The organism is Curtobacterium sp. NPDC089689 (assembly GCF_044749145.1).
Lineage (GTDB): Bacteria > Actinomycetota > Actinomycetes > Actinomycetales > Microbacteriaceae > Curtobacterium.
On sequence record NZ_JBIVHJ010000001.1, the window covers coordinates 1,178,564 to 1,198,412 of the forward strand.

A 19,849-nucleotide genomic window follows, 5' to 3' on the forward strand; every position below is an offset into this window, starting at 1 on the left:
GTCATGGCCGGCGAAACCGTCATCACGGTGGTGGGCAACCTCACCGCGGACCCCGAGCTGCGCTACACGCAGAACGGGCTCGCGGTGGCGAACTTCACCATCGCCTCCACCCCTCGCACGTTCGACCGTCAGGCGAACGAGTGGAAGGACGGCGACGCGCTGTTCCTCCGTGCGAGCGTGTGGCGCGAGTTCGCCGAGCACGTGGCGGGCTCGCTGACGAAGGGCTCGCGCGTGATCGCGCAGGGTCGTCTGCGTCAGCGCTCGTACCAGGACCGTGAGGGCCAGCAGCGCACGAGCATCGAGCTCGAGGTCGACGAGATCGGCCCCTCGCTCCGTTACGCGACCGCGCAGGTCACCCGTGCCTCGGGTGGCAACGGCGGCGGTCGTGGCCAGGTCGGCGGCGCGAACGCTGGCGGCAACGGCGGCAACTGGAACAACGGCGGCGGTCAGTCGGACGCGCCCTGGTCCCCCCAGGGTGGCCAGCAGGGTGGCGGCAACGCACAGTCGAACGACGTGTGGTCGACGCCCGGCGGCTCGTACGACGACGAGACCCCGTTCTGACCCCTCCGGTCCACCGGACACAACTTCTTCATCTCTAAGGAAAAACAATGGCTGGAAAGAGCACCGGCGACCGCCGGAAGCCTCGCGGCAAGGGTGGCAAGAACGCCGCTCCCGCGAAGTCGATCAAGGTCGGCGTCATCGACTACAAGGACGTCGCGACCCTTCGCAAGTTCATCTCCGAGCGTGGCAAGATCCGCGCCCGTCGCATCACCGGCGTCTCCGTCCAGGAGCAGCGCCTCATCGCCCGTGCCGTGAAGAACGCCCGTGAGATGGCGCTCCTCCCCTACGCCGGCTCCGGCCGCTGATCGGAGGATCTCCCATGTCGAAGCTCATCCTCACCCACGAGGTCTCCGGCCTCGGTTCCGCCGGTGACGTCGTCGACGTCAAGAACGGCTACGCCCGCAACTACCTCATCCCCCAGGGCTTCGCTGTCGCGTGGTCCAAGGGCGGCGAGAAGCAGGTCGAGTCGATCCGTGCCGCGCGTACCGCTCGCGAGCTCGCCACCATCGAAGAGGCCCAGGACCTCAAGATGAAGCTCGAGAACGCCACCATCCAGCTGTCGGTCAAGGCCGGCAAGGACGGCCGTCTGTTCGGCTCGGTCCGCCCGGCGGACGTCGCCGCTGCGGTCGAGGCACAGGGCGTCGGCTCGCTCGACAAGCGCAAGGTCGAGGTCCCCGCGACCATCAAGACCGTCGGTGACCACGAGGCCACCGTGCGTCTGCGCGAGGACATCACCGCGGTGATCTCCCTCAAGGTCGTCGCCGCCAAGTAAGGCCGCGAACACCGCTCACGACGGGCGGGTCTCCTCCGGGAGGCCCGCCCGTCGACGTTCCCGCAGGCGGCGGTTCGCGCCTGGCTGGTTACCGTTCAGGTGAGCGCTCCGAACCTGGAAGCAGCGTGAGAAAGTTGCCCTCAGGTTTCGGTTTGTCAACTGGTTTTACACACCCGAAACGGCCGGTTCGTCAACCTTCAATGGGAACTTGAACCCCACTTTTCCACACACGGTGTGGAACGGAAAACCCCAGATCAAGCGGTCGAAACTGTGTTCTAGAAGCAGGTTGTCCACACACCTCTCCACAGTTGTCCACACGGCACTCCGGCGTGTTCCGCAGCCTCTCCACAGAGTTATCCACAGGGCACATTTGTGGGGATAACTCCGAGGCCCTTAGCGTGGCCCGGCGACCTGGCGATGTCGGTCGTCCGGCATAGAACTTCGGTGCGGGCAGGGGCCCGCGCCGTACCAACGACAGGAGTCCGTGTGTCGATCGCGCATCTCGATCCGTCCCCCCGCGACGTCGCCGACCGCGGAGGCATGGAGCGGACGCCGCCGCACGACCTCCTCGCCGAACAGTCGACCATCGGCGGCATGCTCCTGTCGAAGGACGCCGTCGCTGACGTCATCGAGACCGCGCGCGGGGTCGACTTCTACATCCCCAAGCACGAGGTCATCTTCGACGCGATCCTCTCGCTGTACTCCCACGGCGAGCCGACGGACGTCATCGCCGTCACCGACGAGCTCACGAAGACCGGGCTGCTCTCGCGTGCCGGCGGTGCCGAGTACCTGCACAGCGTGACGAGCATGGTGCCGACCGCTGCCAACGCCGGGTACTACGCCGCGATCGTCGCCGAGAAGGCCGTGCTCCGCCGCCTGGTCGATGCCGGCACCCGCATCGTGCAGATGGGCTACGCGTCCGAGGGTGAGGTCACCGACCTCGTCAACAGCGCGCAGGCCGAGGTCTACAACGTCGCGGGCGGCGTCCAGACCGAGGACTACGTGCCGCTCACCGACGCCATCGGCGCCGCCATCGACGAGATCGAGGCCGCGAAGGGCCGAGACGGCCAGATGACCGGCGTGCCGACCGGCTTCAGCGGGCTCGACGGGCTGACCAACGGCTTCCACCCCGGACAGCTCATCATCGTCGCCGCCCGACCCGCACTCGGCAAGTCCACCCTCGCCCTCGACCTGTGCCGGGCGGCCGCGCTCAAGCACAACCAGACCGCCGCGTTCTTCTCGCTCGAGATGGGGCGGGCCGAGATCGCCATGCGTCTGCTGTCCGCCGAGTCGAGCGTGCCGCTGCAGAACATGCGCAAGGGCACCGTCGACTCCCGCGACTGGACGACCATCGCGCAGACCCGCGGGCGGATCAACGACGCCCCGTTCTTCATCGACGACTCCCCCAACATGACGCTCGTCGAGATCCGCGCGAAGTGCCGCCGTCTGAAGCAGCAGCACAACCTCAAGCTCGTCGTCATCGACTACCTGCAGCTGATGACCTCGGGCAAGCGCGTCGAGTCCCGCCAGCAAGAGGTCTCCGAGTTCTCGCGAGCCCTCAAGCTCATGGCGAAGGAGCTCGGCGTGCCGGTCATCGCGCTGTCGCAGCTGAACCGTGGTCCGGAGCAGCGTGCCGACAAGAAGCCGATGATCTCCGACCTGCGTGAGTCGGGGTCGATCGAGCAGGACGCCGACATGGTGATCCTGCTGCACCGTGAGTCGGCGTACGAGAAGGACAACCCGCGTCAGGGCGAGGCCGACCTCATCGTGGCGAAGCACCGCAACGGGCCGACGGACACGATCACGGTGGCGTTCCATGGGATGTTCTCGCGGTTCGTCGACATGCCGCAGTAGGGCCTTCGAGCTGTCCCGGAGGCGCCCTTTTTTGGTACCGGCACTACAGATTGGGCAACTTTTGAGATGTCCATCGCAGTCTTGGTCGCTGTAGGTTCCGTGCGGACATGGCACCTTCCGTTACACATGGCACAGACGTGGCACCTGCGGCTCAGCCTCGTCGTGTCAGCGCGGAATGTATAGTCATCGCGTGCTGACTATTGCCCCTCGGCTGGACGTTATGAACCGACTCGGCCGCGCCCTGTCAGACCCGACGCGGTCCCGCATCTTGCTCCGTCTGCTCACTGCCCCCGGCTACCCGGCCCGGCTGGCGGAGGAACTGGAGCTGACACGGACGAACGTGTCGAACCACCTCGCATGCCTTCGTGGCTGCGGGATCGTCGTCGCTGTACCGGAGGGACGCAGCACCCGGTACGAGATTGCGGACCCGCACCTCACTCAAGCCTTGGGCGCTCTCGTCGACGTCGTGCTCGCCGTTGACGACGGAGCCGCCTGCACGGACGAGGACTGCGATGTTCCCCTGTGCTGCGGAGTCGGCGCATGAGCGCCGCCGTGCAGCTCACAGCCCCGCTGTCGACCGCACGCCGGAGCGTGTTGCAGAAGCGGGTGCGGTGGATCGTCGCAGCGACGATCACGTACAACGTGATCGAGGCCGTGATCGCGATCGCCGCCGGCACGGTGGCGTCTTCAACGGCACTGATCGGGTTCGGCCTCGACTCGATCGTGGAAGTCCTCTCCGCCGCCGCGGTGGCGTGGCAGTTCGCCGGCCGTGACCCGGAAGCACGCGAGCGCACCACGTTGAAGGTCATCGCCGTGTCGTTCTTCGGCCTCGCGCTCTACGTCACCGTCGACGCCGCCCTCACCCTCGCCGGGCTCCGCGAGCCGGAACATAGCACCGTCGGGATCGTCCTCGCGGCGGTCAGCCTCGCAGTCATGCCGTTCCTCAGCCTGCTGGAGCGTCGAACGGGGAAGGAACTCGGCTCCGCGTCTGCGATCGCGGACTCCAAGCAGACCCTCGTATGCAGCTACCTCTCCGCCGCCGTCCTGATCGGGCTCCTGCTGAACACCCTGTTCGGATGGTCCTGGGCCGACCCGGTGGCCGGGCTCGTCGTCGTCTTCTTCGCCGTCCGCGAAGGCTTGGAGGCGTGGCGCGGCGACGCCTGCAAGCAGCCGGTGTCAGCGCTGACCGGTGAGCGCGACGTCGATACCTGCGACTGCTGCTGACCGGCTGGGCTTCCCATGCAGCGTGGGGAGCGGTTCCTGCTCGACTGGTTCGAGTTCGAGGCCGTCGAAGATGGGTACCGGCTCTGGTCCGCCGACGACCCGGAACCAGTTGCCGACGTCGAAGCCCTCCCCGAGCAGTGCCAGGTGTGCATGCAGCGCTCCGGACTGCGATTCCGATGCGACAGTCTCGACGACGCTGAACGCCGAGTCGCCGCATGCCGCTATCTCGGCCTCTAAACATCCGCTACTGGGCGAAATCAAGGACGTGCCATCTCCTACGAAACTGCAGACGTCGGCGCGCTCCCGTAGCCCTCTGATTCCGTGCGACAAGGGCCACATAGAGCCGAAACCTACAGTCGCGGGCATACCCGTGTAGGTTCCGCGGTCAGGCCGATGGCTTCCGCCGTCGCGGTTCGTCAGAAAGTAAGGGTCAGCGTCTGTGGCTGATCGTTGCGACGGTGCCAGTGCCCCACTGACCCGGCACCGTCGCCGCGACCTCACCGCGAATGGATGGCGAGCCGTGACCCAGGAGCGTGCTCTAACCGGGTCGCTTGCAGGCTAACCCGACTCGTCGTCAGGCTCTACCCTCGTGCCTCATACTGGCCCTGCTCCGGCTGGTTACCGGGGTAGAGCCCGAACGTGTCACCTGATCGGCGCGGAACGGCTCGGGTGGCGTCCGGGGTTGCCTTCCCGTACAGAGGGCGCCGCTCTCACCGGCCACCCCGTCGAAGGGGCTGCGGTGCCGGCTACGCCGTGTCTAGCGGTTGCCGGCGACGGGGATGTCCCAGTAGTGGGGTTGTTCGTACTGCTCGGACCAGCCGCGTCGCATCCGTGTCGCCGCCCGGTCAAACTCGGTCACGACGTCCGTGTCTGCGGTCAGGAGCGCCTGCAGACGGAGGCCGTCGTAGAGGGCGAGGAGCTGCTTCGCGCCTCGGACTGGATCCATCGTGGACGGTTCCCGACCCTCCCGCACATCAACAACCAGCCCCTCGTGGATCGCTTCCCGGAACCGCCGGTACATCGACCGGTAATAATCCGCCCCATCCAACGACGCGTCACTGGCCGAGGCGAGGCTGTAGGCCAGCAGCTCCATCAGCGCCGGCTCTTCCGCGTGCGCGGCCATCAGCGCGTGCATGTACGCGACCGTGCCCTTCTCGGCGATCAACGGCGCCAACGGTGCCGAGATCGCATGCGTCCACCGCTCCACCGTTGCAGCCAGCAGTGCACGATCTGTCGGGAAGAATTCCCGCACCGCTTCCGGTGTCATCCCTGCGTGCGCGGCCGCGACGACGAGGCTGAACCGGGTTACACCGCCGTCGTGCAGGGCGGTGATCGCACCGTTGATTGCCCGCGTGCGGGGAGCTTCTTCCGCCTCCGTAGTCTGGCTTGTCAGCGGGGCGAGGGGGTGCTTGCGGAACCACTCCAGCAACCCGCGGGCACGTGTCAGCCCCGCCGCCGGATCGAGGGCCTGACCGGACGCGAACAGGTCCCGGAAGCCGGGAACCTCGTGCACCAGCGGATCGAGCGGCTGGAACGCCATCGACCAGTCCGGGAACGACCGCTGAGCAATCGGCTCGTCAGCCAGGACCCGAACGTTCGTGTGCCGCGGATCGCGGCGAACCTGCTCGAACCGGGCGCCGACGGTCTCCTCGTCGCCCTCGAGGATCCCGAGGCAGTTCTCGCCCTTGTGCGCGAGGATCCCCGTCACCCCGAGTGCGGTGTTTCTCTCCCGTCCGACGGCGAGGATCTGCGCGAGTTCTGTGTCCGTGATCGGACGGGTCTGGGTGCTGGTGTAGACGATCGATCGCATCGGTTCTGGTCTCCCTGTTCTTCCCGGAACGCTGCAACTCCCGAGTGAAGCCCGGCATTGAGCCCGGCCGCAACCCCCCGACCGAGCACAAACACATCGACCGCGATGGACACATGGGAAGCTGGTGCCAAACCGAGCGAACCAAAGGCGTACGCGGACGATCGTCGTTGCTTCGGGTTCGACACGATCGTTGTGGCGGAGGCCGGTCCGGGAACAGGAGATTTAGGGGCCCGTCGCCATGACCCTGCTCGGTATGTGGCTCCTCCACCGCAACCAACGGCCGGACCGGAATTGGGGACTACCGCACGAGCGCTGATCCTATTGACGCAATTGAGACACCCGTCGCTGTTATGTACGAAGACCCGGCTCAGCTTCCTGAGCCGGGTCTTCACCGTGGGGGCCGTGGGCTACATCTGGCCGACGGTGCCACCGGCGGTGTCGCTGTAGTACCAGGAGCCGGTGGCGGGGTCTTGGTGGAGGGTGGGGTCGGTGGCAGGGTCAGCCGAGTGGCTGCCAGTGTCCTGGACCACAACAGAGGTGGTACCGGGTGTGGTGGCGGCCTGGGCGGCGGCGCCGGTGATGAGGGTCGCGGTCGCGGCTGTGGCCAGGGCCAGGGAGACGACGATGCTGCGACGAGTGCGGATGGCGGTCATGAGAAGGCTCCTGATCGAGGGTGTCGGGCCGGTTCTGGCCCTTCACCACCACATGTCCCGTAGCGTCAGCAGCTTTCATCGACGGCCCATCTTCTCGACTCACTCCCAGGCTTCCTGACGTGTGAAAGATGGTGGGGGATGGCGGACGTGTCGAGGTGTGAGCGTGTCGGAAGAAAGTGAGCATGCCCGGTTCAACGAGGTCGCCGGAGTCGTCGTCGAGCCGGTGCGGAGATATCTGTACCGGCGAGTAGACCAAGCGACGGCGGACGATGTCCTCAGCGAGGTCTTAGTCGTGCTGTGGCGCAGAGGGATCGAGGTCCCGGTAGGCGGCGAGATCCCGTACGCGATCGGGGTTGCCCGGCTACAGCTGCAGAACGCTCTTCGCTCGATGCGCCGCCAGGAGCGGCTCGTCGCCCGGATCATCACCATCGACCCGCCACATGAGTCAGTGTCCGAGCAGGGCGCAGGGGATCCGTGGGTGGGCCTGGTGCGACAGGCTCTTGGTCAACTTGGCGAGTTGGACGCGGAGGTTCTGCGCTTGCACGTGTGGGAAGAACTCGCGGTGTCGGAAGTCGCGGAAGTGCTCACGATGACGCCGAACGCGGTCTCGATACGGCTACACCGGGCGAAGAAGAAACTCGCCGACAAAATCCGAAAGATGGCACCGGGTGTGGGACATACAGCAGCGAAGAAAGGAGGACAATCATGACGAACAACCGCCACGATACCGACGAAGCCGGTGACAACCAGGTCCTCGCGTGGATGCGCGAGGCAGATCCGACCTCTGCCCTGAGCCCACTGTCGGCACCGCAGCTTGAACGTCTGAAGCAAACCGCCACGACCACCACCAGTAGTATCGCTCCTCCCCGCGCCCGCAGCCGTCGCCGCTTTTTCGCCATCGCCTGCATCCCTATCGCAGCGACGGCCGCGGTCATCGGCGGAGTCAGCCTGGTCGGGCCGAGCAGCACCAGCGGCGGGGTGACCGCGCTGTCTGCACCCGCTGCGGGCGGGCCAGCGGCCATATGCGCCAAGGTCACCCCAGAAGCACTGGCGACGTCCACGCTGGCGTTTCGAGGCACGGTCACCTCCACCGCGGACGGCCTCGTGACCTTCCGAGTCGACGACGTCTTCTCTGGCAATGCCGAGAAGACCGTCACTGTTCCCCAAGGCGACCCAAAAGCCCAGGTCGACGGTGCTGCGCCAGTGTTCAAGGACGGCACCACCTACCTCGTCGCCGCGACCAAGAACGTCATCCGGTCCTGCGGCCTCTCCGGTGAAGACACCCCCGAACTCGACGCCCTCTACGACCGCGCATTCTGACAATGCCCAACCCCAAGACGGTGCACACGCCGCCCCACAAGGTCCCTCAATGGCGCGCCCCACACGTGCCCCCGGAGCGAACACGTCGCGACACCGCCGTCATCGCCGTTGTCGACGCGATGGTCCTCAGGCTGTCGCTCAGCAGCGAGGGACCACCACGCTTTGCTCCGCCACCTCTTCAGCAAGTGAAGACCGCCACCCAACTTTCCTAGCGGTTCACATAGCGGCAGACGCCCTCACGGCACGCCCATCGTTGCGGGGGCGCCACACTGTCCCGCAGGAAATAGCAGCCCACGGAAAGGGATATCAGCGCATTGCCTGCCTATTTCGAACGCACAGCACCTGGACATTGGGTGGTGCGCGATACCACTGGTGCCGTGGCCGGGACAATCAGACGCAACGGTAGAGCCTTCTCAGTCGCCAGCGACCCTCCGATTGATACTGCGAGCTTACCCACGTTCGCGGAAGCCTTTTCATGGCTTTTCAGCCCCGAATTCGCTCAACTTCCGCCAATTCAATCGGTGACGGACAAAATCGTCGCCTCGGCGAGCTGGAAGTCGATCGCCTGCCAAGGCTTTCTCACGGAACTTCCTGCGCGCTGAGTGCGACGACCGCGACCGCCGGTCCACAATTCGCTGCGACAACGGTGCCAGGCTCCTACTGCCGGCGCCGCTCCCTGCACCATGACCGTGTCCACGACGGCGGTCGTCGAGCGGCTCGTCGCGTCCGACCATGTCGAGCGCCACGCCCCCACTTGCCGAGGTGCCGTCGGCGACCACAGGCAACCTCTCACGAGAAGCGTTGACATCAGCATGCGGGAACGGGGTGAGGCCGGCTTGTTCGGGTCAACCAGCCTCACCCTGGAGCGATCCTTCCGCTCTGGCCGAGAACCACTCGGTTGATGCAAACGTATAGACTTTTGGTTGTGGATGCAACCATCAGTTCGGGGTGCCGGACGTTGGCTACGCGGCTGACGCGCACATGATGGGTGGTGGCCCGAAGCCGGATTCGAGGCGATCACGCCGTCACGTCCAGGTCCAGGTCCAGTTCGGAGGGTCTGGCGAAGGAGGACGACCACGGTAGGCGTGCCCACAGCACATGCCGCGCCTCCAGCGAGGTCGCCGACGGTATCGACAGAGTGCGCAGCGGCGTCGAGATCGTGTCGCACCTTGAAGATCGTGGTCCCGTGCGCGGCGCCAGGGCCGTCAAGCAGTTCGGGCTCTGCAACCTGGCGCGCCACGTCGAGGAACTTCGTCGGTTCGTCGAGGATTGGCAGATCAGTCGCCTTCGCGATCCAGACGCCTCACCGCTGTCCGCCGTTCAGGTTGTCAACGCCCCCGCGCCGACACTGCGATGGCACCGGCGACCTCGAGGTCCCGAGCGACCGAGGCGTCACCCTCCGGGCTCTACCGCTGGAACGCTTGAGGTTACAGGTATCGTCCGTGTCCGGCGAGGCCGACGGGCCCGATCGCCGCAGGCATGATCGGCTGCTGCGGCAGGAACTCCATCGCCTCTGGAGCTTCACGCGTCGTTGCGGGAAGGCACCGCCTACGTGTGTTGACCAACAGAGCCCGAATAAGTCAGCTGCCGGTGGGCAGAGTCATTCACAGGATATGGGTGCCTTCTTCACCCAGGGTGCGGGTCAGCGTGCCACCGAGCAGCTCGGCACATTCCCGGAGCCCGACCATCGCGTGATGCGCGCTAGGTCGCCCCGGCTCCGCGACCAGCTCCGTCAACACCCTCCCGCCCGTCGTCGTGATCTGTAGGTGTACCTCCGCACCGGGTGCGTGCTTCCGGGCGTTCGTGAGCCCCTCCTGCACCAGACGGAACACCGCACGCTGCACCGCCGTCGGTAACGGCCGGTGCAGCTTCACGTGTGAGTGCACGACAATTCCGCTGCACGTTAACAGGCCCGGCAGGTCCTCCAAGGTTGGTTGCGGCGCCGGCCGTCCAAGTCGACACGCTCTGGTCTCGAACAGGAGGCACTGAGGCTTGAACGACGGGGTGCCTCCAACGACGGACGTCGCGTGGGCCCCCTCGCTGAGGCCTGACCGACGGGAACGTCTCCCGACGGAGGGTAAGGCAAGCCTCCGAGGGTCGTGGGGGCGGCAGCGCCGCTCGAGAACTTCGCCCAGTTTTGGGTGGACACCTCAGTTAGACGGTCAGATCGACTACCATGGTGAGTACAAACAGAGCCCCGATCGGCTGGATCGAGTGGGGGCTCTCATACAGCAGATCGGGGCTGAGGTGTCTTGGTAGGACGTCCTCGACCTTAAGGGTTCCGCAACTCTTACGCCAGTCGGCCACATGGTGGACAACGGCGTGCATCTGCCTCCTCGGAGGAAGTCCTCGGCGGTGCTGCGATTCGCTGGGTGTGGGTGGTGTTCTTCGCCGACTCACGGCCCATTGAAAGCTCCGCCGTCGCGGGTCTTCCTCTTCTCAAGTGCCAAGGAGGCACATCTTGAAGAGCAACCCCCGTGGTTACACGGTCACCTGCCCACACTGCCGCACGAAGTTCCTCATCGGCGGTTACTCGCCGGGGATGATCCGGTGCGGCGCCTGCGGCCGCGCGTTCAACTTGCGCTGAGGGCTGTGAGGTGGTGCTCCTTAACGGGCACCACCTCACATCAGCCGGGCGCGCTGCTGAACGCGCGGCCCACCCTTTGCACCCGATGACGAGCGCGAGGGGCCATGGCCCCGACCAGGATGAGTTAGGACGAATAGTGGGCAAGTCAGACGACGCACGACGCAAGCTGGCCGAACTCGCGAAGAAGCGAGCGGCAGTTGAAGCGGACATCAGCAAGGCCGAGAAACGGAAGGGTGGGAAGGACGCGGAAGCTGCATCGAAGGCAGCACGCGCGGCATCGACAAAGAGCGATTCGTCCCGCCGCATGTATCTGCGGCAAGCGGAGACGGCGCGGAACGCCGCAGCCAGCGAGCAGAAGAAGCTCGCCGCGCTCGCATCGAAGCGGGCGGACCTCAGTAAGCAAGAAGCGACCGTAAACCGGGACCTGAACACCGCGATTCAGCGAGAGAACGCCTCTGCCGCTCGACAGGCGGACAAGGACCGCCGCGACGCTGAAACCGCGCGCCGCGCAAACGAGCGTCAGCGGCAACAGGACCGCCTAGAACAACAGCGCCACCAAGCAGCCGTCGCCAACCAGCTCGCCCGAACAGAGGGCCGCCTCGGTGCCCAAATCGCGGCGCTGCGGGAGCCAAAGGCCGAACCGCTCCGGATCCTGTACGGCACGGCGACACCCGACGGTGACCTCCGGGTCAACCAAGAGATACGGCGAGTGGAAGCGGCCGTGCGCTCGGCGGTGCACCGCGACCAGGTCTTGATTCAGCACGCTCCTGACATCACCAGCGGTGACCTGCTCGACTACGTCACGTCGTTCCGGCCCCACGTCGTGCACTTCTCCGGCCACGCGAACGCCGACGAGCTGTTCTTCGACGACGGATCGTTGGAAGGCGCCCACCGAAGCCTCCCGATCAGCACGTTCATGGAGGCCCTGTCCGCCGCCGACGAGCCGCCCCAGCTGGTGGTTCTGAATGCATGCGAGTCCGCCGAAAACCTGCAACCACTCCTCGCGGGAGTGCCGATCGCCATCGGCATGAAGGCCTCGGTCGGTGACGCGGACGCGATCACCTTCGCCACCCGTTTTTACCGAGCGGTCGCTGACGGCCAGTCAGTACAGGGCGCGCTTGCGCTCGCAAGCGCCGACATGAAGATGAACGGCCTCGACGACTACGACCTGCCCACGATCGTCACCGCCGACGACATCAACCCCGCCTCGGTGCGACTCGTCGTGAACGACACACCTGAATCGGAGCGATGAGACGCGAAGTCCCGAGGACACAAAGGCGGTGCAGGAAGCACTGGCAGCAGCGAACCCCCGCTGGGAGTCGAGTTAGTTAATGCGCGAAGCGTACGAGATTAGTCCGCGTGCGTCCGCCTGGCGAGAAGTCATCAGCGGTCTCACCTGGGCATTTGGATCGGCGGAAATTCGCTACACCAACGTGGCCGTGGACGGCTTCGATGACAACGCGGTCGTCCGACTGCGGCTCTTCACTGACGTGCACTTGATCATGGCCGACATCGCAGGTGACGAGTCAAAGCGGGACACCAGCATCACGGTCATTCCGCTCGGCCGTCCCCGCCAGCTACGCCTGTTGCGCACACCTCCCCTCACCGCGAGCGAGACCGGTCTTACGGGGCCGAAGCGGATGCGCCTCGCGCTTAACTTCGACGGCACGCCGGAACCGATCTACGTCGGGGACGAACAAACGATGACGTCGAGCACCGCGCTGGCGGACTACAGCGAAACGCTTCTCGCTCAACTCCGCTGAGCGCGTCGCGACAACACAGTCAGCTCACGACAACGAAGACCTTCGGGTTGTAGGCCTGAAGGAGGAAGGAGGGGCAAGGTGGCTCTTCGATTCAGCGTTGGCAAGAACAAGGGCGGACAGCCGAGCTGGTGGCTCTACGGAGCAAACGGCGAGAAGGTTGCCTTGGCCGGCGAGACCTTCGCTTCAGGAGCGAATGTTCGCCGATCAGCCGTAGAGTTCCGCGACGGCGCCGCGATCGCAAAGTACGAGGTGTACGTCGATGCCGGGTCAGCCTGGCGCTGGAGGGCGTGGCGGTCAAGCGACAAAGTCGCCGCCTCGGGGTAAGCGTTCCTGTAGCTTCCGCGCGTTCACGCCCGACGACCAGGTGGTTTCGGACGACATGGCACCACGCACGATGGTCGGCTTCCGCGGCAGTCGACATATTCCATCGAGTCGATCTTCGCTAACGAAGCGGATGAGCCTTCCGTCTGCCAGTCTCAACTTATGATCGGTTCTCACGTACGGGTAAGCCGGGGTCCTGCTGCGTTGACCGTCGCGGTGTGCCTCAGCGCCGTTCTCGTCGGATGCGCCCAGCAGTAAACTGACCCGCTCGAGGTCAACTTCAGCTGCTAATTCCGTGCACTGTCGACGAAACGTGCGAGACGCGGGTTCTGGAACCCGTGCCATCCGTGGTACATCATCCCTTCCTGTTGCGCTCCCTGATCCATAAGTTGGAAGACGGATCGAAGCTCATCGTCGGACCTCGCCGAAAACACCGAGCGGGCTCGGTCGTCATCGAGCACTGCTAGAAACGCTGGCTCCGCCCGGGCCGAACGGTAGAACGAGAAATTAGGGTAAGCCCCAAGCCTGCTGTCCTCGGGATCCGTAGTGGCAATACCGCGTAAGACGTCGAACTGCACTAGCAGCGTCACCGTGTCTGCTCGACCCGTCTCGTCGAGGAGAGCGAACAAATGATCTGCGATGGGGGTGGCGTCCGCGATGACGCCGGACCGTGTCAGGTCCTCGTCCTGTCGAGCCTGTGTGGAACGCGCCGCCATGACCTCAGCCTTGCGAAGCAGGCTCGTCCAATAGCCGTTGTGCGTGTAAGTCGGAGCGAGACGAGCGAGGGCGTAGATCTGTTGCCAGCGCTTCTCGTTAACCAGAGCAGCACCCAGGGCCATGGCGCTGGTCATCACGAGGCGATGGCTCGTCACGAAGGTCGACGGATACTGCATGTACTCGTCGTCGTTGGCGCTGTAGATCGTTCGGTAGCTCTCCATCACCTCTGTGAACGGGTCGGAGAGGCCGTACCGCGCCGTCAGCACTGCGACGATGTTCAGCCGATCAAACTCGCGCTGAACCTCGACAGCTGCGGCTTCGTTGTCGACGTCTCCGTTCGCTCGCGCCTGCTCGACGATGCCCCGAGCCGTGTTCGTTATGCGGCGCACTAGAGTGTCGAGGCCTACGGCGTCCTGCCGTCGAATTAGTTCAGTGGCCGCAACAGTGAAGGAATCGACCGGGATATCCGTCGTGAGGTTCACGTAACCGGCCCCATCCAAATTGGGCGACGCCTGCCGAATGGTCTCGAAGATGTCCTTTCGCCACTCCTCTTTCCGCACCGCCACAATGCGCTCAAGGATGCCCCTGGCCTCGTGTTGATTCCACCGCACACTCGACGTGCCTCTCCGCACGAACACATCGCTTTCCCGCCATACGTCACCGCCCTCGTGTCCGGCGTCCTTCGTCATGATGCGCAGTCCGTCTTGGTGCGGCCCGATGCCAATCAGCAGATAGGTCGAGTTCTCCCACACGAGAAGGCTGGCGCTGAGGTCGAGAGGTTCACCGAGAACCTTCACGACCTTCGAGCGGATCTTCTGCTCGTCGTAATCGCGTGGATTGGCGGGCGAGAACGTACCACTGGGCGAGCCGTCGTCGTTGGCACCAACGACCACATATCCGCCGTCGGGCAAGGACTCCATGGCTGCGAAGTCTTTGCACAACTCGACCAGGTCCCGCTTGTCGCCTGGGTTCCAGGTGGACTTGTACTCCAGGTCCGGCATCTCAGCAGCGCGACGCAGAAGCGCCGACAACACATCGACATCGACAGGTTTGACCATGAGGCGAAGGCTACTGCTCGGTCTCCGGTGCTCGCCACCGCGCGCGTGTCCGTTGACGGGGGTGCTGGCTAAGGTCCGAAGATATGGAAGCAACGACGCTTGAACCCCGCACTTTGGCCCCTGGCGACACTGTCGCGGTTGTTTCCCCGGCGTCGTGGCCGGAGGACTCCGTACCTGGCTGGATCGCTCAACAGGTCGAATCGTGGGGCCTTCGGGCGGTCATCCCTCCGCATGCGCTGGACCACCGCGGCTACCTCGCCGGCACCGATTCCGACCGGCTCGCGGACCTCAACAGTGCCATCCGTAACCCAACGGTTCGGGCCGTGATCGCTTCGACCGGGGGATGCGGCAGCTTCCGTATCGCCCCGTCCGTCGACGTCGAGGCGTTCCGCGCCGACCCCAAGCTGCTCATCGGGTACAGCGACATCACAGCGCTGCACTGCGTGTGGGACGCTGCCGGCGTTCCGACCCTGCATGGCGCGATCGCCGGCGCTCACGCTGACCACGTCTGACGGCTACTCATGGAGGGCGCCCAGACCACCGTCGACGCTGATGCTAGCGCCCTCTCGGCGAGGCTCACTACGACGGGGCATGCTGAGGGGGCGCTCTTCGGCGGCAATCTCGAGATGTTGGCGCGGTCGGTCGGGGTCGTGGACCTCGACCTCGCGGGCAGGATCTTCCTCCTCGAGATCAACCGTGCCGCGGGGCTGGGGATGGTGGACCGGGCGCTGACGCAGCTGCGGTACTCCGGAGCACTCGATGGCGTTGCGGGCGTCGCGCTCGGCAGCATCCATCAGTTCGCCGGCTACGAGGACCGGGGCTGGACGATCCTCGACACCCTCCGTGACCACCTCGATGCGCTCGGCGTCCCTGTCCTCGGCGGCCTACCGCTCGGGCACATCGAGGACCTCGTCACCGTGCCTCTCGGTACGCATGCCGTCCTCGACGTCGATCATGGTCGACTGATTACCTCTGCACCGTCCGGAAGGTGATCGGCCATCGGACACGTCAGTGACGGCGCCGCAGATCGCGCACGGGACAGACCCACCTGCTCTGGCGAAGCGCCGGTGCCGGAGCAGGTGACCCGTCCGCGGAACTTGTCGCAAGCGACAAGTCGGTGACAACTCGCCCCGGAAAGTGACAAGTTCCCGCGTAACCTACACTTCCGCAGCCGCGCCAACGCGCAACGTGCAGCCGACAACGTTCGCCTGAACGCCGGAAGTGCCGGTGGTCTCTGACAGGCCTCAGCTCACACAGCTCATCACTTCGCCGGCCGGACGGACGCGGGCCACCGGCGCTCGCTATGCACTGCTCAGCGGCCTCGCGGACCAGGTGATGCTGCCGCCCGGCCTCAGCCGCCCGCGCCGGAGCCAGCTCATGAACGCTGCGGCCTACACGATGCGGGAACGTCGCCCGGCTGAACTAAACTGGTCGTATGCCCAACCGGTCCTCACGATGCAGTGCTGGTGGCCCGTTGGTGTTCGCCTACTACCCCGTCAAGCTCACGCCCTCCGCAGATGCCATCGAGGCTGCTGCCGCAGAGTTCGAAGAGCTGATGCGGCGACCTGGCCGTCGTTGGTCACCGACAAGCTGGCGGCTCGAGCGGCGACGTTTCACCCGTCGGCTCGAGGCTGCTTGCGCGGGCGAGTTGGAGCCCGTGACCCATGTGAAGGACATCGATCGCGGGGCGCACGAATACCTCTTCGAGATCCGGTGGGACATTGGCGTCCTCGAGCACCGCGATGGCCGCGACGTGCACAGCACGGTGCCCGTCCGGCTGTACCACGCAGAACCGACGACGATGACGGACGTGATCCTCGGTCTCCATCTTCACGAGAAGGAGATCGTGGAGGACGACACCGCCGCGACCAACGACCTGCAGGACATCGAAATTGACAAGGCGATCAAGCGGTTCCACGACGGGAGGCCCGTGAAGTGGGGCATCGTCTGACTGGACGCCCACAGCTCAGCGGTATAGACTAAAATCTATGAACGACGAGACGTCCCGACTCGACGCTCGCGCGGACTCCCTCCTGGAGTCCAGCGAGAACCTTCTGAAAGGACTCATCGCGCTTCGGAAGAAGCACAACCTCTCCCAGGCCGAGGTCGCCGAGCGCATGAGCGTCAGCCAGCCGACTGTAGCCGCGTTTGAGCGTTACGACGCCAACCCCACACAGTCCACAATTCAGCGCTACGCCATGGCAGTCGGCGCCCGGATCACGATCACGGTCATCGACGACTGCGAGGAGCACCAGATCAGCGACGACCGATTTTCGTCCGTGCTCAGCGCCTCCGGAACCTGGTCGAAGGCACGTCGCGTCCCGGTGTCCGTGATTGAGCAGCAGAGGTCTTTCACGAGTGCCTGAGCAAGGCATCACCGTCCAAGACGTTGTCGATGTTTCGGACCTGATCGACGTGTCGTACTACGAGCTGTCCGCCGCCCAGAACGACAACTCGGCGCCCGGCGCTCCTGAAGGCGATACGCAGCTGCATCTCGCTCAGGAGATGAGCTACGGAACCCGCGACGACGACCGAGGGTTCCGGGTGCAGATCAGGACCACTATCGACGCCCCCGACCAGGGCAAGGTTGTCATCGGCGTCAGCGCCGCCTGGCAGTACTCCGGTGAATCCGCGCAAGCCATCTCCCGCGCAACGATGCTGGACTTCATCAACAACGTCGCGGTGATGGTGCTGCTGCCGTACATCAGGGAAGCAACTTCGGACCTCACCCGCCGCGTGTTCGGCAGCGCCCTCGTGCTGCCGATGATCCAGCGCGGCCAGATCGGGTTCGCTGAGACTCACGCGTCAGACACCTGAGGCCCGACCTCTCGACACCCGCCCGCGACGGAGCCAGATGCCGCTGTTCGAGCGTCCCGCGGTCGCTTACGAGCTGAGAAGGGAACACGCCGTGGGGCGACTAACATCGGCTCCGCGGCGCCGTCGCGTCGGCGATCCCTGCCCCGACTGTCGGCTCTCCTCGGTAAGCTGGGGGTCCGGAAGAAGGAGGCCCCTCGTGTCGACGATCGCACCGTCGCCTCTGTCGAACTCCGCTATCGCCGAGTACGCAAGACGTGTTGCAGCAGCCCATGGCGAGTACGAACAGGGCAGCCGCCTCGATCTGATGCGACTCGTCGGCGTGCTCGGCGGACGCGTTGAGACCTCCATGGACATCGTCGCGCCCGAGGCGCTCACGGTTCACGAGCCGGGCAACTTCACGGTCCATCTGCCCCCACTGACCTCGGACCGGCGCGACCGCTTCACCATTGCGCATGAGCTGGGGCACTACTTCTTGCACTACCTGCACCCGCAGCAGCAGGGTCGAATGGCATTCGGGCGGGGCAGCCGCAACCGTGCCGAGACGCAGGCGAACATCTTCGCCTCGTCGCTGCTGATGCCAGCGGACGCGTTCGTCGCAGCCGCCGAGCGTTATGGGCACGATTGGTGGCGTGTCGGCGACGAGTTCGGCGTTTCCCCCAGCGCCGCGTCGGTGCGCGCCCAGGTCCTCGGACTCATCTGACCGGTGGCGAAGGTCAGCAAGTCCAAGCTGTTCGTCTCGTGCGATCTGGTCGGATCGACGCAGTTCAAGCAGAAGCAGCCCGGATGGCAGAAGGTGTTCCTGTCGTTCTATCGGGAGTTCCCGCAGTTCGTCGCGCGAGAGAACGTCCGGCATGCTGCAGCCGCGGGCCAGGAGCCGCCGACGTTCGAGCTGTGGAAAGCGGTCGGTGACGAACTCATCTTTGAGGTGCACGTTCGTGCGGAGGAGGAAGTGGGTCTTGCGATTCGGGTGTGGCTCGCCGCCATGCGGGCGTACGAGACCGAATCGCTGGCGGACTTCGGGCTCGCCCTCAAGGGCGGTGCGTTCGTCGCGACCTTCCCGGGCCCCGACAGCGAATCGACGATCCCTCGCGACCCCATGATCGAAGACTCCGACGACCCGGTCGTGATCCTCAACAGCACTGCACTGCACGGCAAGCGGACACACACGAAGTTCTTGTACGACTACTTCGGTCCGAGCATCGACACCGGGTTCCGGATCTTCGGGCTCTCCTCGCGCCGCTACTTCACCCTCAGCGTCGAGGCAGCTTGGGCACTGTCAGCAGCCGCGTACACCGCGGCGGGTTCGCAGCTCCTCCAGGACCTGCACCACGTCAACGACGTTGTCTTGCACGGTACCCATGCACTGAAAGGGGTGTGGGCCGGGCGTGAGTACCCCGTCTTCGCAGTCGACCGGGATAACGGCGACGCGGTCAACGTCGCGCTGGCTCAGCTGCGCACCACGGACATGACGCCCAACAAGGTGATGGACGTCTGCCGGGCATGCCATCAAGACCCGTCATGGCCGTCGAGCCTGTATCTGCCCGCCTCCAACGACGCGGCCTTCTGTAACGAGCCGTCCGATGCTATGAAGCCGCTGCTCGACGCCGAGTCCCCGCTGAACCCTCCGGCACAAGGGGCCGCTGAGGAACCCGGCGGCGACAACTTGGACGACAAGGCACCCCTGGGTTAGGGACCGCGCGCAAGTGTAATGCGCCGTCGCCGGAGCATCGTGCGTCATTGTCCCGCTCGTAGTGTCCGACATGTCCTCGATCGAACGGGTGTCGTTGCCGGTTGGCGCGAGTCGTCGTCGGCGGCCCGGCACCGCGACGTTGACCAGTGGCCGCACTGCCTGCGTATCAGGGCTGAGGGTTCGGCGGCATAATCCTCGATACGCGCTCGGCTTGCGTCGCCGACCACGCCGCCGGCGCGATGCGGCTCCGCACGCACAGTGCAGCTGGACTGTAGGAATAACTCTCCGGCTTGGGCGGCTTCGTCAGTGCTCGGAGGTGAGGCCAATGACGGCGTCGACGGAGACTTCGACGAGGAGGTCAGGAGATGCGAGCGCGGAGATGCCGACGACGGTGTTAGTGGGCAGGACCTCGGCAAACAGTTCGCCGTGCACGGCACCGACGGCGTCGAAGTCACGGTCGATATTGGTCAGGTAGACGGTGGTGCGGACGACGTCGGTGAGGTCGGCTCCGGCGTTCTGTAGCGCCTTCTCGATGCGGTGGAAGATCTCGCGGGTCTGCGCTTCGGCGGTGTCGCCGACACCGCCAGAGGTGGTGCCGGAGATGAGTACGAGGTTGCCGATCTTCACGGCCCGGGAGTAGCCGAGGATGGATTCGCGGGGCGAGCCGCCGGGGATGTTGGTGCGCGTGGCCATTGGTTGACC

General features: G+C 65.3%; 23 protein-coding genes. 18 read left to right on the forward strand and 5 right to left on the reverse strand.

Going from position 1 to position 19,849, the window contains the following annotated elements; genetic code table 11:
• The first annotated feature begins 3 nt into the window (after positions 1–3).
• The 6 genes from ACIPYW_RS05760 to ACIPYW_RS05785 all read left to right on the forward strand — a co-directional run bounded on the left by ACIPYW_RS05760 (position 4) and on the right by ACIPYW_RS05785 (position 4,411).
• A complete protein-coding gene (locus ACIPYW_RS05760) occupies positions 4–561 on the forward strand; it encodes a single-stranded DNA-binding protein (RefSeq protein ID WP_400411617.1) in 558 nt (185 codons plus the stop codon).
• A 47-nt stretch (positions 562–608) separates the two neighbouring features.
• The gene (rpsR, locus tag ACIPYW_RS05765; protein WP_017887834.1) at positions 609–866 is read left to right on the forward strand and encodes a 30S ribosomal protein S18; all 258 of its coding nucleotides are present in this window, start codon (positions 609–611) and stop codon (positions 864–866) included.
• Positions 867–880: 14 nt separating this feature from the next.
• Positions 881–1,333, forward strand: coding sequence for a 50S ribosomal protein L9 (rplI, locus tag ACIPYW_RS05770; protein WP_290133388.1), 453 nt, complete (start codon positions 881–883; stop codon positions 1,331–1,333).
• A gap of 540 nt (positions 1,334–1,873) precedes the next feature.
• On the forward strand, positions 1,874–3,187 hold the full coding sequence (gene dnaB, locus ACIPYW_RS05775) for a replicative DNA helicase (RefSeq protein ID WP_152998015.1): 1,314 nt from the start codon (positions 1,874–1,876) through the stop codon (positions 3,185–3,187).
• Positions 3,188–3,377: 190 nt separating this feature from the next.
• Positions 3,378–3,731: an ArsR/SmtB family transcription factor gene (locus ACIPYW_RS05780; RefSeq protein ID WP_400411619.1), complete on the forward strand. Its 354-nt coding sequence runs from the start codon at positions 3,378–3,380 to the stop codon at positions 3,729–3,731.
• Positions 3,728–4,411 (forward strand): cation diffusion facilitator family transporter, encoded by a 684-nt coding sequence (locus tag ACIPYW_RS05785; RefSeq protein ID WP_400411622.1) that lies wholly within the window; start codon positions 3,728–3,730, stop codon positions 4,409–4,411. Before ACIPYW_RS05780 ends, ACIPYW_RS05785 begins: the two co-directional genes overlap by 4 nt.
• Positions 4,412–5,168: 757 nt before the next feature.
• On the opposite strand, the gene ACIPYW_RS05790 is transcribed toward ACIPYW_RS05785, so the two are convergent.
• The gene (locus ACIPYW_RS05790; protein WP_400411624.1) at positions 5,169–6,221 is read right to left on the reverse strand and encodes a BLUF domain-containing protein; all 1,053 of its coding nucleotides are present in this window, start codon (positions 6,219–6,221) and stop codon (positions 5,169–5,171) included.
• A 407-nt stretch (positions 6,222–6,628) separates the two neighbouring features.
• On the reverse strand, positions 6,629–6,874 hold the full coding sequence (locus ACIPYW_RS05795; protein WP_400411625.1) for a hypothetical protein: 246 nt from the start codon (positions 6,872–6,874) through the stop codon (positions 6,629–6,631).
• 157 nt (positions 6,875–7,031) lie between these two features.
• Between ACIPYW_RS05795 and ACIPYW_RS05800 the strand changes: the two genes are divergently transcribed.
• Positions 7,032–7,583 carry an RNA polymerase sigma factor gene (locus ACIPYW_RS05800; RefSeq protein WP_400411628.1) on the forward strand — a complete coding sequence of 184 codons (552 nt, stop codon included), beginning with the start codon at positions 7,032–7,034 and terminating at the stop codon, positions 7,581–7,583.
• A complete protein-coding gene (locus ACIPYW_RS05805) occupies positions 7,580–8,194 on the forward strand; it encodes a hypothetical protein (RefSeq protein WP_400411630.1) in 615 nt (204 codons plus the stop codon). The genes ACIPYW_RS05800 and ACIPYW_RS05805 overlap by 4 nt, the downstream gene beginning before the upstream one ends.
• Positions 8,195–9,798: 1,604 nt before the next feature.
• Here the strand turns inward: ACIPYW_RS05805 and ACIPYW_RS05810 are convergent.
• Positions 9,799–10,068: a hypothetical protein gene (locus tag ACIPYW_RS05810; RefSeq protein ID WP_400411632.1), complete on the reverse strand. Its 270-nt coding sequence runs from the start codon at positions 10,066–10,068 to the stop codon at positions 9,799–9,801.
• Positions 10,069–10,917: 849 nt separating this feature from the next.
• On the opposite strand from ACIPYW_RS05810, the gene ACIPYW_RS05815 reads away from it, so the two are divergent.
• The 3 genes from ACIPYW_RS05815 (at position 10,918) to ACIPYW_RS05825 (ending at position 12,868) form a co-directional block, all read left to right on the forward strand.
• Positions 10,918–12,033, forward strand: a complete 1,116-nt coding sequence (locus ACIPYW_RS05815) for a CHAT domain-containing protein (protein ID WP_400411635.1) — start codon at positions 10,918–10,920, stop codon at positions 12,031–12,033.
• Between the two features lie 79 nt (positions 12,034–12,112).
• Positions 12,113–12,544 carry a hypothetical protein gene (locus ACIPYW_RS05820; RefSeq protein ID WP_400411638.1) on the forward strand — a complete coding sequence of 144 codons (432 nt, stop codon included), beginning with the start codon at positions 12,113–12,115 and terminating at the stop codon, positions 12,542–12,544.
• A 78-nt stretch (positions 12,545–12,622) separates the two neighbouring features.
• A complete protein-coding gene (locus ACIPYW_RS05825) occupies positions 12,623–12,868 on the forward strand; it encodes a hypothetical protein (RefSeq protein WP_400411641.1) in 246 nt (81 codons plus the stop codon).
• Positions 12,869–13,152: 284 nt separating this feature from the next.
• Here the strand turns inward: ACIPYW_RS05825 and ACIPYW_RS05830 are convergent, their stop codons facing one another.
• Entirely contained in the window at positions 13,153–14,640 is a 1,488-nt protein-coding gene (locus ACIPYW_RS05830; RefSeq protein ID WP_400411643.1) for a helix-turn-helix domain-containing protein, read from the reverse strand.
• Between the two features lie 83 nt (positions 14,641–14,723).
• Between ACIPYW_RS05830 and ACIPYW_RS05835 the strand changes: the two genes are divergently transcribed.
• From ACIPYW_RS05835 to ACIPYW_RS05865, 7 genes are all read left to right on the forward strand, one after another.
• Positions 14,724–15,152, forward strand: coding sequence for an LD-carboxypeptidase (locus tag ACIPYW_RS05835; protein ID WP_400411645.1), 429 nt, complete (start codon positions 14,724–14,726; stop codon positions 15,150–15,152).
• A gap of 9 nt (positions 15,153–15,161) precedes the next feature.
• Positions 15,162–15,632 (forward strand): hypothetical protein, encoded by a 471-nt coding sequence (locus ACIPYW_RS05840; protein ID WP_400411647.1) that lies wholly within the window; start codon positions 15,162–15,164, stop codon positions 15,630–15,632.
• A 443-nt stretch (positions 15,633–16,075) separates the two neighbouring features.
• The gene (locus ACIPYW_RS05845; RefSeq protein ID WP_400411649.1) at positions 16,076–16,591 is read left to right on the forward strand and encodes a hypothetical protein; all 516 of its coding nucleotides are present in this window, start codon (positions 16,076–16,078) and stop codon (positions 16,589–16,591) included.
• Positions 16,592–16,628: 37 nt separating this feature from the next.
• Positions 16,629–17,006 carry a helix-turn-helix domain-containing protein gene (locus tag ACIPYW_RS05850; RefSeq protein WP_400411651.1) on the forward strand — a complete coding sequence of 126 codons (378 nt, stop codon included), beginning with the start codon at positions 16,629–16,631 and terminating at the stop codon, positions 17,004–17,006.
• Entirely contained in the window at positions 16,999–17,457 is a 459-nt protein-coding gene (locus ACIPYW_RS05855; protein ID WP_400411653.1) for a hypothetical protein, read from the forward strand. Before ACIPYW_RS05850 ends, ACIPYW_RS05855 begins: the two co-directional genes overlap by 8 nt.
• A 196-nt stretch (positions 17,458–17,653) precedes the next feature.
• Positions 17,654–18,157, forward strand: coding sequence for an ImmA/IrrE family metallo-endopeptidase (locus ACIPYW_RS05860; RefSeq protein ID WP_400411656.1), 504 nt, complete (start codon positions 17,654–17,656; stop codon positions 18,155–18,157).
• Between the two features lie 3 nt (positions 18,158–18,160).
• On the forward strand, positions 18,161–19,147 hold the full coding sequence (locus ACIPYW_RS05865; protein ID WP_400411658.1) for a hypothetical protein: 987 nt from the start codon (positions 18,161–18,163) through the stop codon (positions 19,145–19,147).
• Between the two features lie 303 nt (positions 19,148–19,450).
• Here ACIPYW_RS05865 and ACIPYW_RS05870 read toward each other — a convergent pair whose 3' ends face one another.
• Entirely contained in the window at positions 19,451–19,840 is a 390-nt protein-coding gene (locus tag ACIPYW_RS05870; RefSeq protein ID WP_400411660.1) for a Rid family hydrolase, read from the reverse strand.
• Positions 19,841–19,849: the final 9 nt, after the last annotated feature.

Excerpts from the sequence above, each read along its gene's own strand:
- ACIPYW_RS05760 (WP_400411617.1), top strand. The coding sequence starts at position 4 with ATGGCCGGCGAAACCGTCATCACGGTGGTGGGCAACCTCACCGCGGAC.
- rpsR (WP_017887834.1), top strand. The coding sequence starts at position 609 with ATGGCTGGAAAGAGCACCGGCGACCGCCGGAAGCCTCGCGGCAAGGGT.
- rplI (WP_290133388.1), top strand. The coding sequence starts at position 881 with ATGTCGAAGCTCATCCTCACCCACGAGGTCTCCGGCCTCGGTTCCGCC.
- dnaB (WP_152998015.1), top strand. The coding sequence starts at position 1,874 with ATGGAGCGGACGCCGCCGCACGACCTCCTCGCCGAACAGTCGACCATC.
- ACIPYW_RS05785 (WP_400411622.1), top strand. The coding sequence starts at position 3,728 with ATGAGCGCCGCCGTGCAGCTCACAGCCCCGCTGTCGACCGCACGCCGG.
- ACIPYW_RS05790 (WP_400411624.1), bottom strand. The coding sequence starts at position 6,221 with ATGCGATCGATCGTCTACACCAGCACCCAGACCCGTCCGATCACGGAC.
- ACIPYW_RS05795 (WP_400411625.1), bottom strand. The coding sequence starts at position 6,874 with ATGACCGCCATCCGCACTCGTCGCAGCATCGTCGTCTCCCTGGCCCTG.
- ACIPYW_RS05805 (WP_400411630.1), top strand. The coding sequence starts at position 7,580 with ATGACGAACAACCGCCACGATACCGACGAAGCCGGTGACAACCAGGTC.
- ACIPYW_RS05820 (WP_400411638.1), top strand. The coding sequence starts at position 12,113 with ATGCGCGAAGCGTACGAGATTAGTCCGCGTGCGTCCGCCTGGCGAGAA.
- ACIPYW_RS05830 (WP_400411643.1), bottom strand. The coding sequence starts at position 14,640 with ATGGTCAAACCTGTCGATGTCGATGTGTTGTCGGCGCTTCTGCGTCGC.
- ACIPYW_RS05835 (WP_400411645.1), top strand. The coding sequence starts at position 14,724 with ATGGAAGCAACGACGCTTGAACCCCGCACTTTGGCCCCTGGCGACACT.
- ACIPYW_RS05840 (WP_400411647.1), top strand. The coding sequence starts at position 15,162 with ATGGAGGGCGCCCAGACCACCGTCGACGCTGATGCTAGCGCCCTCTCG.
- ACIPYW_RS05845 (WP_400411649.1), top strand. The coding sequence starts at position 16,076 with ATGCCCAACCGGTCCTCACGATGCAGTGCTGGTGGCCCGTTGGTGTTC.
- ACIPYW_RS05850 (WP_400411651.1), top strand. The coding sequence starts at position 16,629 with ATGAACGACGAGACGTCCCGACTCGACGCTCGCGCGGACTCCCTCCTG.
- ACIPYW_RS05870 (WP_400411660.1), bottom strand. The coding sequence starts at position 19,840 with ATGGCCACGCGCACCAACATCCCCGGCGGCTCGCCCCGCGAATCCATC.